Below are 15,111 nucleotides of genomic sequence, written 5' to 3' on the forward strand. Positions count from 1 at the left end.
ATTGCTAATGCGCGCACCGGCGTTGTCTCGGTGCGCGCATTTGTCGTCCATCTCTCACGCACCTCGCTAGCTCGTTCCCCTCGGAGCCGTTATGACCACCCGCAATCTGAGCCAAATGTTCCAGCCGAAGTCGGTCGCCGTCATTGGGGCGTCCAACCGCGAGCGTCGTGTGGGCACGACCGTGCTGCAAAACGTCATCGATGGGGGCTTCGAGGGCGCGATCTATCCGGTGAATCCGAAGTATTCGACCCTCGCGGGGCTCAAGTGCTATCGCGACGTTGGCGACTTGCCGCAGGCCCCGGACCTCGCGGTGATTTGCACGCCGCCTGCGACCGTGCCGGATCTCATTCGCGATCTCGGCGAGCGGGGAACGCGGGCCGTGGTGGTGCTCACATCGGGGCTTGCGCGCGAGCGTGATCGTCACGGCGTTACGTTGCAAGAGCGCATGCTCAAGAACGCCAAGCCGCATGTGCTGCGCATTCTCGGGCCGAACTGCATTGGGCTGCTGAGTCCGGGCATTGGGCTCAATGCGAGCTTCGCGCATATGGGGGCACGGGCGGGGAAACTCGCGTTCGTCTCGCAATCGGGGGCGCTCACCACCGCTGTGCTCGACTGGGCCGACGCGCGAGAAATTGGCTTCTCGCATTTCGTCTCGATGGGCGATAGCGCCGACGTGGATTTCGGCGACATGCTCGATTACCTCGCGAGCGACCCCGGCACCGATGCGATCTTGATGTACATGGAATCGATTCGCGACGCGCGCAAGTTCATGTCGGCGGCGCGTGCAGCCTCGCGTAACAAGCCTGTGGTCGTCATCAAATCGGGGCGGGTGCCGGAGGGCGCGCAGGCTGCGGCATCTCACACGGGGGCGCTGGCCGGTTCGGACGATGTCTACGACGCGGCCATTCGCCGCGCGGGCATGTTGCGAGTGAATACGACCGACGAGTTGTTTGCTGCCGTCGAGACGCTGGCGCGACTGCGACCGTTCTACGGCGACAAGCTCTCGATCATGACCAATGGCGGCGGGGCTGGGGTGATGGCGACCGATGCGTTGGTGCTCGATGGCGGCAAGCTGGCGCATTTGTCCGACAAGACACAAGCGGCGCTCGACGCGGCACTGCCCAAAACGTTGGGCCGCGTGAACCCGGTGGATATCGGCGGCGATGCTGACCTCGAACGTTACACAGCGACGCTCGCCGCGTTGTGCGAAGACCCGGAGACGGCGGCGGTGTTGTTTATTCAAGCGCCGACAGCCGTCATGCCCAGCGTGGATGTGGCGGGCGCATTGGCGGCGTTGCCCAAGCCGCCGAAGAACGTATTCACATGCTGGCTCGGCGGCGAGACGGCGGAGCGGGCGCGTCGCATCTGTCGCGAGGCGGGGCTGCCGACCTACGACACGCCGGAGAACGCCGCGCGCGCCTTCCTCGAAGCGGTGAACTACCGCCGCAATCAGTCGCTGCTGATGGAAACGCCGCCGTCGATTCCGCCCGGCTTCGCGCCCGATGTGGCGCGGGTGCGCGCCATCGTCGGCGATGCGATGCGCGAAGGGCGCGAGTTGCTCTCCGAACCGGAAGCCAAGGGCGTGCTGGCCGCGTATGGCATCCCCGTCGTCGAGACGGTGGTGGCCGACACGCCCGAGCATGCCGCCGAACTGGCGCAGGGGCTCGGCTTCCCGGTGGCCGTGAAATTGATCTCGCCGGACATCACGCACAAGTCGGACGTGGGCGGGGTGGTGCTCAATATTGAAACCGCCGAACAGGCGTTGGAAGCGGCGCGCCAAATTCGCAAGCGTGCACTGGCGGCGAAACCCGACGCGCGCGTGACGGGCTATTCCGTGCAGCGCATGGCGAATGGCGCCGAGGCCTTCGAGTTGATCGTCGGTGTGGCCACCGATAGCGTGTTCGGCCCGGTGCTGCTGTTCGGGCAGGGCGGCACGGCGGTGGAAGTGATTGCCGATCGCACGATCGGTCTGCCGCCACTGAATTTGAATCTGGCGCGCGACATGGTGGCGCGTGCGCGTGTGTCGAAGCTGATCGCGGGTTATCGCAATCGCCCGGCTGCCGATCATGAGGCGATCTATCTCACGCTGGTGAAGCTCTCGCAACTGGTGTGCGATGTGCCTGAAATCACCGAGTTGGATATCAATCCATTGTTTGCCGATTCGCACGGCGTGCTCGCGCTCGACGCCCGTATCGTGGCGCGCGCGCCGAAGGCGCCCGGACATGCCCGCTTGGCCATTCGCCCGTATCCGCAGGAACTCGAGAGCACGGTGGACGCAGGCGGCAAGCCGGTGCGCGTGCGGCCCATCCGCCCGGAGGACGAGCCCGCGTACAACCAGTTCTTCCACACGCTCACGCCGCAGGATGTGCAATTCCGCTTCTTCGGGCTGATCAAGGAGTTGTCGCACTCGCAAATGGCGCGCGTCACGCAGATCGACTACGACCGCTCGATGACGTTCGTCGCCACGGAAAAAGACGAGGAAGGCAATACGCGGTTGCTAGGCGTGGTGCAAGCGTTGGCCGATCCGGACAATACCGTCGCCGAGTTCGCCGTCACGGTCAGCCCCGCCGCGCAGGGCAGGGGGCTGGGGCGGGCGTTGATGGAGCACATCATCGACTACAGCCGCAAGCGCGGCACCGGGGAACTCATCGGCTATGTACTCACGGCAAATACGCGTATGCTGACACTCGCCCGTCATCTCGGCTTCAAGGAAGACAAAGAGATGGAAGCGGGCATTCTTCATATCCGGCTGCCGCTGCAACAGACGGCGCAGGCGTAGGTGTCACGGTTCGCGCTGCCGGTCGAGGGCGGCGCGAGCGCAGTGCCTGGCGCCCGCGCACCGGGCAGGGCAGCCGCCTCGACCAAGGATACGAATGCTAGTGAACTGCGTGGCCTATGAGGATGGCCGCAAGATTGCCGATCTGCATCCGGACGAAATTTCGGACTATCTCGAACGTCCGCATTGCTTCGTCTGGGTGGCGCTCAAAGACCCCGGTCCGGGAGAACTCGCGCAAATGCAGCACGAGTTCGGCCTGCACGATCTTGCCGTCGAAGACGCCCAGCACGGCCACCAGCGCCCGAAGATCGAACAGTACGGCGACTCGCTCTTTGCCGTGCTTCACGTGCTCAACAAGGACGAAGACGGCGATTTCTCGATCGGTGAAGTCGCCATCTTCGCAGGGCACAACTACGTGCTCTCGGTGCGCTCGAATGCGACGCAAGGCTTGGGCGCGGTGCGCGCGCGGGCCGAGAAAGAGCCGCACTTGCTCAAGCAAGGGTCGATCTTCGTGCTGTACGCGTTGATGGACGCTGTCGTCGACAGCTACTTCCCCGTGTTCGACGATCTCGAAGCGCAACTCGAAGCCATCGAGGCGCAGATTTTCGTGCGCAATGAACCGGCCAAGGGGCGCGAGATCATCGAAGATCTGTACCAACTCAAGCGTCGTCTCATCACGCTGCAACACGCTTGCGTGCCGCTGATGGAGGCGGTGAGCAAACTCTTCGGCGCGATGGCCCCGAAGCTGTGCGGCGGTATGCAGGAATACTTCCGCGACGTGTTCGACCATTTGCAGCGCATTACGAAGAACATCGACATGCTGCGTGAAATGGTGACGACCGCGCTCTCGGTCAATCTCGGCATGATCTCGCTCGCAGAGAACGAAACGACCAAGCGGCTCGGCTCGTTCGCAGCGCTCTTCGCCGTGCCCACGATGATCGCGGGCATTTACGGCATGAACTTCGCCGATATTCCCGAGCTGAAATTTCAGTACGGGTATCCGGTTTGCGTGGGCGTGATGATCCTCATCGATCTGTTCCTGTTCCTCAAATTCCGCAAGGCAGGTTGGCTGTGATGTGTAGGGGTGCGTAGGGTATCGGGCAGGGCGTTCGGGCACACGAAAGGGCACGTCAAACCCCTGTTTTTGCGCAGTCTTTCGTGTCATCCGGATGTCGCTGCCGCCCTGCGCACACGGTGCTGTTGCCCGGTGGCAACGGGGCGGTTACCCCTCCTTTTTTCCGCAGTGACCGGCGTGGAGTAATTGCACTAGAATGCGTCAACGCCGCGTCAGACGGTTGCCAAGGTTGAGAACTACAACAAACACCAGGCAAATAGGGGTCAGATATTGAACGCACCACTTACGGGGATCCGCGTCATCGAGTTCTGTCGGGGCGCGGCGGGGGCTTATTGCGGCATGTTGCTGGCCGACATGGGCGCAGACGTCATCATGGTCGACGATCCGGTCGACGAACTTTCCAACGATAGTCACGGCAGCGTCGGTAGCCACGGCCCGCTCGGTGCGACTGCGCACGCGGGTTTGCGTCGCAATAAACGGTCTGTTGCGCTCGATCTCGGCACCCTTGAAGGCCGCAGCCTAGCGCACACGCTGGTGCGCGGCGCGCAAGTCGTCATCGAGTGCTTGCCAGCGGGCACGCTCGTGCGCGCGGGGCTCGGCTACGACGCCTTGTCGGTCGTTCAGCCGCATCTGGTCTACGTCTCTATCTCCGCATTCGGTCAGGATGGCCCGCGCTCGGCCGGGCATCCCGGCGTGCCTGCCATCGATGCGTTACGCGGCATGCTCGGGACCACGCCGGGACGGCTCGAACCGCCGCGCGATTTGCCCGTGGCCGATTTGGCGGCCGGGTTGTATGCGGCGTTTTCCGTATCGGCGGCGTTGGTCGCCGCGCAGCAGCACGGTCGCGGGGTTCACATCGATGTGCCGATGCTGGGGGCCACTCTGGCCATCGCCGCGTTGCGCGCAGGCGAGGAGAGTGCGAATGGCGCAAGCGGTGCCGTTGGCAGCGCTGGCGCGCCATCGAGCGATGACGCACGCTTTGGCGGCCCGGCGGCACCTTGGCCGACGTTCCGCGCAAAAGACGGGTATTTCGGCATGGATCTGGACGGTCAAGCGCATTGGCGGGCGATTTGCGCGCTCGTGCACCGCGTCGATCTGCTCGACGATTCGCGTTTTGCCAACGCCCGCGAGCGTGCCCGGCATCAGGCCGTCTTGCGCGATGTGCTGGAGGCCGTTTTCATGCACGACGACCGGGCAGTCTGGCTTGCCCGTCTGAGCGCAGTGGGCGTGCCGTGCACGGCCATCAGTACCTATTCGCGGGTGCTGGCCGACCCGCAGGTGGCGCATATGGGCTGGGTCAGGCCGATGGTGCTGCCCAGTGGCGAAACCACGCATACGATCGTCTCGCCGGTACGGTTGAATGGTCACGGGCCGGTGACGCACCGCGAACCGCCCGCACCCGGCGAACATACGGGCGACATTCTGGCCGAGCTCGATGCTGTGTCTGTGGCGATGTCTGCGGCCGCGAGTGCCGAGTCGGTGTCACAGAGTGACGTTGTGCAGACTTTGCCGCCTCAGAAGCGCTGATGTGGCAGCACGGGCGCCTCGATGAGGCGCTCGTTATCTTCTTCTCCCCCTCGGTTTTCCCCTGGCCTTTGCGGCCCATAGCGCCTCTTTTCCCTTCGGTCTAGCCCCTCCCGCCGCATTCGTCGCTGACGCCACAGTTGTCGGTTTTGCTGCGCGAAATATTACAAATCATTTGCAACTGGTGTTAGAAATAGTAATAATTCGCATTTACGAAATACGATCCGAGGTCGGTATTGCACTGATTCGATGGCTGTAGCTGACGATGGGCAGTGGATGTGGCGGGATGACGCAATGTCACGCGCCTTGAAACACCAGGCAAGTACAGAACAACGACAGAGTAAGACTGGGGACGGATCGCAGACAAACCGGCGATCTCCAGGGGGGAATCCAAGATGCAAGTGGGACCGATGACGCTGCGTCGCTCGCAGTTGAGCGCAGCATTGGTGGGAATTTTGAGCGCGCAAGGCGCCATGGCCGCAGACGCCGACGCCAAGAGCACGTCGGCCGACGTGCAACTCCCGACCGCCAATGTCACGGGCGATCGCGACAGCTTCAAGGCGGATTACTCGTCGTCGCAAAAATTCACGGCACCTATCGTCGACACGCCGCGCTCGGTCACGGTCATTCCCGAGCCGCTGCTGCAAAGCACCGGTTCGAGCACCCTCACGGAAGCGCTGCGTACGGTTCCCGGCATCACGTTCGGCGCGGGCGAGGGCGGTAACCCGCTCGGCGACCGTCCGTTCCTGCGCGGCTACGACACGCAAGGCAGCTTGTTCGTCGACGGCATGCGCGATGTGGGCGCCACCACGCACGAAATGTTCAACACCGAAGCGGTGGAAGTCGTGAAGGGCGCCAGCGGTGCCTACGGCGGCCGTGGCGGGGCGGGTGGCAGCGTCAATATCGTCAGCAAGGAAGCCAAGCTCGGCACCTTTGCCGAAGGCACGGTGGGCCTGGGCAACGCCAAGTACAAGCGACTGACGGCGGACGGCAACTGGCAGATCGGCGATCACGCCGCATTCCGCATGAACTTGATGGGGCACGACGCTGGTGTGGCCGGTCGCGATGCGATTTACGACTCGCGCTGGGGTATCGCGCCGTCGGTGGCGTTCGGGCTGGGAACGCCGACGCGCGTGGTCGCAAGCTTCTATCACATGCAATCGGACGGTCTGCCGGATTCGGGCATTCCGTACAACTACGCGCCGGGACGCCGCACGGGGCCGGCTTCGGTCGATCCGAACAACTTCTACGGGCTGGACGATCGCGACTTCCGCCGCACGTCGTCGGACATCGGCACGATCAAGATCGAGCACGACATTACGCCGACGCTGACGGTGCGCAACATGACGCGCTACACGAAGTCGTCGCAGAGCTATATCTGGACGCAGCCGGACGACAGTCAAGGCAACGTGGCCAACGGCAAGGTCTGGCGGCGCGCGAATACGCGTGACAGCAACGTGTGGAGCATTGCCAACCAGACCGAATTGTTCGGCGAAGGTCACACCGGGCAGTTCAAGCACAGCTTTAACGTCGGCGCGGAGTTCTCGCGTGAATCGAGCCGTAAAGATGCTTATACGGTGGCGGCCGGTAGCGGCTCGGGTACCGGTAACTCGTGCCTGCGCGGCGTGGGCGCGGCGTCGGGCTACAACTGCACGAGCCTCTATAACCCGAACCCGTACGACCCGTGGACCGGCAGCATTCGCCTGAACGACGATCCGGCATTCCAGCGCACGTTGACGGCGGCCATCTACGGTTTCGACACGATCGATATCTCGAAGGAATGGCAGATCAACCTCGGTGCTCGCGTGGACCGCTATTCGACGGACTTCACCGATACGCGCGCCAACGGCGGCAAGTCGGTGTCGCGTGACGACACGCTGTTCAACTGGCAGGCGGGCGTGGTGTACAAGCCGTTGCCCAACGGCAGCATCTACGCGTCGTATGCGACGTCGTCGACCCCGGCCGGCGCGTTGTTGGGTGAAGGCAGCGAGACGCAAGGTCTCACGCCGGGTCGCGGCGGTGTCGGTCCTAACGCTGCGGATCTCGCACCGGAGAAGAACCGCTCGTATGAAATCGGTACGAAGTGGAACGTGCTGGGCGAGCGTCTGCTGCTGACGGCGGCGCTGTTCTACATCGAGACGAGCAATGCCCGTGTGACGATGGCCGACAACACCTACGCCATGGTAGGCGGCAAGAACGTGAAGGGCCTGGAATTGGGCTTCGCGGGCAAGCTGACCGACAAGTGGCAGGTCTTCGGCGGCTACACGTACATGAAGAGCGAACTCACGGATAACGGTAGCGGGACCGCCAAGTCGAACAACGGCAACCAGTTCCCGAACACGCCGCGCAACAGCTTCAGCCTGTGGACGACCTACGACATCATCCCGTCGGTGACCGTTGGCGGTGGCGCGTTCTACACGTCGAGCGTGTTCGGCGATCCGGCTAACTTGCGTGAGATTCCGTCGTACTGGCGCTTCGATGCGATGGCGTCGTGGCGCGTCAATAAGCATCTGTCGGCGCAGCTCAACGTGCAGAACCTGTTCAATCGCCGTTACTTCGATCAGGCCTATCCGGCGCACTACGCGTCGATGGCACCGGGTCGCAGCGCGATTGTCTCGCTCACCGCACGGTATTGATGGTTGACGATGCGAATTGATCCGGCGCAGATTGCGTCACTCACGCCTGCGCAGGTTCGCGACATCCTAGCGGGACCGCCGGAAACGGCGGCCGTATGGCTGGCCGCGGCTTCGCAGGCGGGGCACGTCGAAGCGCAAGTGGTCTATGCGCAGTGGCTGCTCGATGGACGTGGCGTGGCACGCGATGCCGAGGCGGCGCTCGATCTCTTCAAACGCGCGGCGCACGGCGGGCACGGCATGGCCGCGAACATGGCCGGGCGTTGCTACGAGAACGGTTGGGGGGGGCCTGCCAGCGATGAAGTTGCGCTGTACTGGTATCGCCAATCGGCGCGGCGCGATGAGCCTTGGGGCATGTACAACCTCGCCACGCTGCTCACGCTGGGGCGTGGCGGTCCGCAAGACAGACCTGCGGCGCTTGCGTGGCTGGAGAAGGCGGCCAGCCTCGGACACGCGAAATCGCAGAATCTGCTCGGCGGGTTTTACGAGGACGGATGGGAAGTCTCGCGCGATGTCGCGTGCGCTTTCGATTGGTATCGCAAAGCCGCTGAAGGCGGCGATTTTCGCGGTCAGTTCAACGTCGCCCGGCTGCTGATCGGGCAGGGCGCTTGCGATCAGGCACTCGCTTGGCTGGTCCGCGTGCCGAATACGGCCACACCGGCATTTCTTGCCAAGGCCGCTGAATTTCTCAGCGAAGCGCCTGATATGCGCGTTCGCGCGCTCGCGGCGCAATGGGTTTCCATGGCGCAATCGACCGGGGCAGTGCCTCGGATGTCTTCCTCTGCTTAGTCCGGTTGTTGAGTGCAGCCGCTTAGTGCCGTTGCTTAGTGGAGTTGCTTACTGTGGCCGCTCCACGTCGCCGGACTTTCCGCTCCGTCGTCAGTTCTATATAATCATTGGTCATAAGCATATGACCAATAGTGATTTGGATTGGATCCAAGTCACGTGACGCCGGAAACCCTACCCCATGCTGCTCGCCACACTAAGTTCGTCGCCAACGGCCGCCGTTCTGGGCGCCGCCGTGGGGCTCGTTCTCGGACTGACTGGGGCTGGCGGCGGCATTTTCGCGGTGCCTGCCCTGGTTTTCGGGCTCGGATGGGGGGTGCCGCAGGCCGGGCCCGTCGCCTTGCTGGCCGTCGGGGCTAGTGCCGCGGTCGGCAGTGCGCAAGGGTTGCGCGCCGGTCTGGTGAGATACCGGGCGGCGCTGCTCATGGCCGGTATTGGCGTTTGTGTCGCACCGCTAGGGACTTGGGTGGCTCACCGGCTCCCGGAACACTGGCTAGTCGGTCTGTTTGCGTTCGCCATGCTGATCGTCGCGACGCGGATGTATCGGGCCTCGCGCGGTAAGGGAGGCGTAGCGGGCAGTGCCGTGATTCAGCCGCCGTGCCGTCTCGATCCGGCCACGGGGCGACTTCACTGGACGCGGCGTGTGGCCAGCACACTCGGTGCGATCGGGGCTGTCTCGGGCTTCGCTTCGGGCTTGCTCGGCGTGGGCGGCGGTTTCGTCATCGTCCCCGCATTGCGCCGGTTTTCCGATATCACCGTCCACGGCATCGTCGCGACGTCGCTGTTCGTCATCGCGTTGATCTCCGCCGGTACGGTCGCGAACGCCTGGTGGCACGGGATGCACCCGGGCACGCAAGGGTGGCTCTTCGTTGCCGGGGCTGTGGTCGGGATGGTGATCGGCCGCATGCTCGCCCCACGCCTTGCCGCCGCACGGCTGCAACAACTCTTCTCGGTGCTGATGGCGCTCGTCGCTGTCGGCATGTTCTTCAAGGCGTTCGGCGGCTAATTCGCTTAGTCAATCTGGCCGACCAACGCCGCTAGCTGGGTCGTGCACGCCCGTTGGCATCTCATTGCTTATACATATCTCGAAAATCGCAACGCTTTTCGAGTGAATTTTTGTTGGCGCGAAGCGACGCCTCATCGGCGCACGCCTATGGCGATTCTGTCTCGTGTAGTGCGGCAAAGTGAATCTTTGTGGCGCACGTGTGTCAATCACAGCGTCCGGTAAGCACTTGCGCTACGTGGGGTGCGTCATTGCCGCATCGGTTCCGACGCACAGTGCGGGCTTAATTTGGACGTCGCGGGGTTGTCCGCCTATTTGGCCTTGGGATGTTTCCTATAACTAATGCTAATGCGTCCGAACAATGTGGACTTATCCTATATTTCTCCCGGTCGTCGGATGGTGCAAAAGGTGAGCAACCTGATGACGGCACGACGGGGGAGTGAATCGATGGCAATGACGCAACGCCGCGGTCTGGTTTTCGCGGCAAGTCGTCGCTCAGACCGCCACACAGATCGCCACGCAAATCATCACGATTTCTCTGCGCCGATTCGGCGCAGGCTGACGTGGTTGACTGGCACGTTACTGGTTGCGGTCCTGACCGGCTGTAGCGAGTATCAGCCGGCGGGTGGCAATCAGACTCACGCCGATACGGATGCGCTCGACGGGGCCACGCTGGCTCGCGCTGAGACGGCACCGCGCGAGGTGACGGCACGTATGCGGCCGGTCGCCGCAGCGGTCGGCATGAGTGGTACGCCGCAAGTGGGGCGCGTTGTCCGAGGGACATATCGCTGGATGGCGGACTGGCCCGAGACCGAAAGTGTGCATCTGTGGGAAGCCGCGGCCGGGCCGACACGTATTCGCGTTGTCGGACGAGCGCGAGACATGATGCCCTCGGCGGGTTTGCGGGGCGTACGCATCCGGTATTGCGTCAAGCCGGTCATCGGCGATGGCGAGATGCGACTGACGGGACACAAGACATGTTCGTCGTGGACGACCGTCGATGGCGCGTCTCCAGCTTCAGCCCCTGCGGCGGTAACCGCCGGGTAGGCGCGACGGCGTCTGCCGGCACGCTTCACCCCCGTCAACAGTATCGCGGTGACGCTTCTGTGATCTGTTTGTGTGCCGCTTCGTCACACATTCCTCTTTTGGGAAGCCATGACGCGTTGACACGCGGCGTTCGATCGCGCGCGCCCACGGCTGACTTCTTTTAAAAGGATTGCGCTCATGATGGTTAAGATTTTGATTGCCGACGATCACCCGATCGTCTCTTCGACACTTCGCGAGATGCTCGCCCCGGACCCCGGCTTCCACGTGCTGCCGCCGGTGGCCAACTCGACGCAGTTGTTCGATGCCCTCGAGACGAATTCCGTCGACGTCCTGATCACTGATTACTGCATGCCCGGCGGCGTGTTTGGCGATGGTCTGGGCATGATCAAGCGAGTTCGCCGCAAGTATCCCGATATCAAGATCATCGTGTTCACGTCGATCGAACAGCCGGCCATCATCCATGCGCTCAACGATTGCGGCGTGCTCGGCGTGATGACGAAGTCGGACGATCTGCGCGAGATCACCGTTTGTGTGGAGCGCTGCCGCCGCGGTATGCGCTATCTCGGCGGGCGTGCCGAACAGATTCTCGAAGAGCAATCGCGCCGCAAGCCGACCACCCGCCGACCGCTCTCGCCGAAGGAAATGGAAGTGCTGCGCATGTATCTGAGCGGCAATAACGTCTCGGAAATTGCAGAAGCCCTTAAGCGTTCCGCCAAGACGATCAATAACCAGAAGCGAATGGCCATGTGCAAACTGGGGTGCCGCAACGACATGGAACTGTTCCAGTTGCATGCCTCCAGCCCGCTGCAACTCACGCGCGACGGCGAAGTCGACACGCCTACCGCTGCCTGAGCGCGTGCGACGTCGAGCGTTCGCCACCATGCCTGCCCAAACGATGACGCGTGACATTGCCGTGGCAGGCCGCCTGCTGCGTATCGGAGGCGTGCTGGCGCTGCTCTTCGGATTTTCGGTGTGGGCAGCGGCAATTTCCTACGCCATGTTCGGAGCGCTCTGGCAAGGCGGTCAGAAGACCGAGTCGTTCTTCGCGGCCGTCTCGCGCGAAATTCGCGATCTCGAAGTCTTCAACGAGCAGGCGCGCTCGATGTCGCGCACCGTGCAGGCAAGTTCTGCTCCCCCTGGAGGTACCACGCGCTTGCTTGGCGAGCGCGTGTTGCAACCACTCAACGCGTTGAAGCCGGGCACTGCCGTTCGCATCGGTGGGGTGGCGTGGGACGGCGATTTTGAAGTCGTCAAACTGGCGGAGATCACACCTGAGCGTGCACAGGTGCTGGCTCGCCTGACCGCGCGGCTGATGGTACTCGACGCCGACTTCTGGAGTCCGTTCGACTCGCAAGATGAAACCTTCCTGATCTCACCCGATGGGGCGTTTGCCGCCTATCGTCCTTCGCTCGGACGCGAATCGTTCAGTGCTGCCGACCTGGAGCGCGACACGCGCATGATGCTCGCGGAAATGAACAAGGTTGAGCGTTATCAGGCGCGCGCGCTAGGGCAGGAAGACGGTCCGTTCTGGACGTACAACTACGAACACCCCGTGACTCACGTGAAGACGGTATCGAGCTTCGTGCCGATCCGCGATCTCGAAGGGCACGTCATTCTGTACGTCGGCACCAGCATGTCGCCGGAACTGATTGTGCCGCCGCGCATGCGCAATCTCGATAAGACGCGCGAGACACTTCAACTCGTTTCCGTCGAAGGCATTATCGTTGCGAGTGCCGGCACACCGCTGCCGACGCCTCGCCATATGAAGACGCTCGCAACGCTGCCGTTGTTCGGTGGATCGCAAATGACGTTGCGCACCGATGGAAAACGGATCGTCTTCGAGCGTCACCTCCCATTCAATCCGTGGTTTGTGCGCTATGCCGTGTCGCCCGCAGAATTGCTGATGGGCAACGCGACGCTTTTGATCGTTGCAACGCTTTTGCTCCTGTTTTACGCGGGCGGTGTTTTCGCTGCCATGCGCTACATCCGTAAGCGCGTTATCGACCCCGCGCGCAAACGCACTACGGCGCTGCTTGAGCGCGATGCATTCACACAAACGCTGATCGAAACGGCACCCGTTGGCATGGCCATCATCGACCCGTTCGAACCGGCGGTCGTCATGAGCAATCCGGCCTACGCGGGCACGGTCGATTTGCTGCGGCAGTTGGGCGACGGAGAACTGACCCGGATGTATCGCCAGTTGCACAGCGGTGTCGTCGCGCGTCCGGTGCGGCGCTTGCTGAGCGTCTCGGACGATGCCGGTGAGCGCCATTACGCCGTGAGCTTTGTCGATACCGTGTTTCGCGAACAGTCCGTGCTGATCGGCACACTATCGGATGTCACCGAACAGCGTCGCTTCGAGTTGGAACAGCGCAAGGCGCGACTGGCGGCCGAGAGCGCCAACAAGGCCAAAGACGTGTTCCTCACGACGGTCAGTCATGAAATGCGCACGCCGCTATATGGGACGCTCGCGTCGTTGGAACTGCTCAGCGCGCAAAAGCTTGGGGACGAGCATCGTTATTACGTCGATGTGATGGAGAGCTCCACGCGCAATCTGCTCGATCTGATCAACGACTTGCTCGATTATTCACGCATGCAGGTGGGGCGTTTCGAACTGAATTCGCGCGACTTTTCGCTGCTCAAGGAGCTGGAGGCGGTCGGTCTGTCGTTTACCGGCCGGGCGCGTTTGCAGGGTCTCACGCTCGACTGGATGATCGATCCGCAATTGACGCGTGCTGTGCATACCGACGCCCTCCGGCTTGGCCAAGTGGTCACGAATTTGGTGGGTAACGCGATCAAGTTCACGACGCAGGGCTTCGTCGCGTTCAGCGCTCAGGTGGAACGCGCCGATGCGCAAGGGTGCGACGTGGTGTTCTCGGTGAGCGACAGCGGCGCAGGGATTGCCGCCGGGGACCTGCCCGATCTCTTCCGCCCGTTCGGTAAGAGCACCAACGAACCGGGCATGCAGCACGGTACGGGTCTGGGGCTTGCGATCTCGCATCAGTTTGTCGCCATGCTCGGCGGAACGTTGCAGGTCGACAGCGTGGAGGGCCGCGGCACGACGATGCATTTTTCGCTGCGTTTGCCGTGGGCGCCGAACACCGAGGCACCGGCCGTCGTGCAGACCGGTAAGACCTTTGCTTATGTCAGTTCGCTTGCGCGGCGACATCGCTATCTCGAATCGCTGATCCGTTTCGCCGGATATGCGCCGGTGCGCTACGACGACGCGGTCGCCTGGTCGACCGGCGATGGCCGTGCGCGCGATGCCGGTTTGCTGATGTTCGCGGACGAATGGCCGGTACGCGGCATGGCGGGCGCCGAAGTGTATCTCCTGCGGTCGACACCGCAAGACAATCCCGCCGCCAAGGCAAGCGCGTGGCCTCGCGATATCGCGTTGCTGCATCAGGCCGCGCTTTGGGACGCGCTGGGCTACTCGCCCGCACCCGGTCTGGCCTCGTCGGCCGATCTGCCTCGCAGTCGCAGCGCGCAACCCGGGGCACGCCCGTTAGCGGGTTGGTACGTGCTGGTGACCGACGATCATCCGATCAGCGGCATGCTGCTCTCGCGCCAGTTGGAAGGTCTCGGCGCGATGGTCGATTGCTACAACGACCCGCGTGAAGCGCTCGACGCCTTCGACAGCGAATCGCACATGCTGGTGATCACCGATGCCAATATGCCGCATATTTCGGGGCATACGCTGGCCTCCGAAATCAAGGCGCGGGCGCCCCAAGTGCCGGTCATTGTGGCGACGGCCGACGTCACGCTTCGCATCGATCGTGAGCCGAAGTCGCCCTTCGACGCGGTGGTCTACAAGCCGGTCGACGCGGGCTCTCTGCTGCGTGTCATCGATATCATCCGTGCCCGTTATCCGTCGCTGCGCGATGAGATCGAGCCGTTGCCTGCGGTCGTCGATTCGTCGGTGACGTCGGATGAATCGGCCGCCGCTGGGTTTGTGAAAGATGCCGGTGTCTCGCTTGGCGACATGCTCGATACCTTCGTTCGCGTCACCGATCAGGACATCGAAGACTGCCGCACAGCACTGACGGATTTGTCGCGTGATACGTTGCGGCATTCGGCACACCGACTGCGTGGCGGGTTCATGTCGTTCGGACTGGCCTCGTTGGCGTCGCACGCGGCACAACTCGAACATCTCGCACCGCAGGCGTCCGCAGGGCAAATTCGCGCATCGTTCGACGTGCTGGAAACCGCATGGAACGATTGGCTGCGTGCGCAAGGGCACGCGATTACCAGCGACGCGTGAACCCGA

9 protein-coding genes are annotated in these 15,111 nt (G+C 62.9%); all 9 read left to right on the forward strand.

What is annotated here, in order from left to right; genetic code table 11:
* Positions 1 to 91: 91 nt before the first annotated feature.
* The 9 genes from PPN31114_RS02050 to PPN31114_RS02090 all read left to right on the forward strand — a co-directional run bounded on the left by PPN31114_RS02050 (position 92) and on the right by PPN31114_RS02090 (position 15,105).
* Positions 92 to 2,779 (forward strand): bifunctional acetate--CoA ligase family protein/GNAT family N-acetyltransferase, encoded by a 2,688-nt coding sequence (locus PPN31114_RS02050; protein WP_150677830.1) that lies wholly within the window; start codon positions 92 to 94, stop codon positions 2,777 to 2,779.
* A 94-nt stretch (positions 2,780 to 2,873) separates the two neighbouring features.
* The gene (corA, locus tag PPN31114_RS02055; RefSeq protein ID WP_150677831.1) at positions 2,874 to 3,851 is read left to right on the forward strand and encodes a magnesium/cobalt transporter CorA; all 978 of its coding nucleotides are present in this window, start codon (positions 2,874 to 2,876) and stop codon (positions 3,849 to 3,851) included.
* Positions 3,852 to 4,121: 270 nt separating this feature from the next.
* Positions 4,122 to 5,378, forward strand: a complete 1,257-nt coding sequence (locus PPN31114_RS02060; protein WP_246182364.1) for a CaiB/BaiF CoA transferase family protein — start codon at positions 4,122 to 4,124, stop codon at positions 5,376 to 5,378.
* Between the two features lie 407 nt (positions 5,379 to 5,785).
* Positions 5,786 to 8,011, forward strand: coding sequence for a TonB-dependent receptor (locus PPN31114_RS02065; protein WP_370865851.1), 2,226 nt, complete (start codon positions 5,786 to 5,788; stop codon positions 8,009 to 8,011).
* Between the two features lie 9 nt (positions 8,012 to 8,020).
* The gene (locus PPN31114_RS02070; RefSeq protein ID WP_150677834.1) at positions 8,021 to 8,797 is read left to right on the forward strand and encodes a tetratricopeptide repeat protein; all 777 of its coding nucleotides are present in this window, start codon (positions 8,021 to 8,023) and stop codon (positions 8,795 to 8,797) included.
* 178 nt (positions 8,798 to 8,975) lie between these two features.
* Positions 8,976 to 9,800, forward strand: coding sequence for a sulfite exporter TauE/SafE family protein (locus PPN31114_RS02075; protein ID WP_150677835.1), 825 nt, complete (start codon positions 8,976 to 8,978; stop codon positions 9,798 to 9,800).
* A gap of 564 nt (positions 9,801 to 10,364) precedes the next feature.
* A complete protein-coding gene (locus PPN31114_RS02080) occupies positions 10,365 to 10,844 on the forward strand; it encodes a hypothetical protein (protein WP_150677836.1) in 480 nt (159 codons plus the stop codon).
* Between the two features lie 177 nt (positions 10,845 to 11,021).
* A complete protein-coding gene (locus tag PPN31114_RS02085; protein ID WP_150677837.1) occupies positions 11,022 to 11,696 on the forward strand; it encodes a response regulator in 675 nt (224 codons plus the stop codon).
* A gap of 28 nt (positions 11,697 to 11,724) precedes the next feature.
* A complete protein-coding gene (locus tag PPN31114_RS02090; RefSeq protein ID WP_174987583.1) occupies positions 11,725 to 15,105 on the forward strand; it encodes an ATP-binding protein in 3,381 nt (1,126 codons plus the stop codon).
* Positions 15,106 to 15,111: the final 6 nt, after the last annotated feature.

This window comes from Pandoraea pneumonica (assembly GCF_902459645.1).
GTDB lineage: Bacteria > Pseudomonadota > Gammaproteobacteria > Burkholderiales > Burkholderiaceae > Pandoraea > Pandoraea pneumonica.

Bases quoted from the DNA above. Each gene is read 5' to 3' on its own strand.
- PPN31114_RS02085 (WP_150677837.1), top strand. From the start codon at position 11,022: ATGATGGTTAAGATTTTGATTGCCGACGATCACCCGATCGTCTCTTCG.
- corA (WP_150677831.1), top strand. From the start codon at position 2,874: ATGCTAGTGAACTGCGTGGCCTATGAGGATGGCCGCAAGATTGCCGAT.
- PPN31114_RS02070 (WP_150677834.1), top strand. From the start codon at position 8,021: ATGCGAATTGATCCGGCGCAGATTGCGTCACTCACGCCTGCGCAGGTT.
- PPN31114_RS02065 (WP_370865851.1), top strand. From the start codon at position 5,786: ATGACGCTGCGTCGCTCGCAGTTGAGCGCAGCATTGGTGGGAATTTTG.
- PPN31114_RS02050 (WP_150677830.1), top strand. From the start codon at position 92: ATGACCACCCGCAATCTGAGCCAAATGTTCCAGCCGAAGTCGGTCGCC.
- PPN31114_RS02075 (WP_150677835.1), top strand. From the start codon at position 8,976: ATGCTGCTCGCCACACTAAGTTCGTCGCCAACGGCCGCCGTTCTGGGC.
- PPN31114_RS02090 (WP_174987583.1), top strand. From the start codon at position 11,725: ATGCCTGCCCAAACGATGACGCGTGACATTGCCGTGGCAGGCCGCCTG.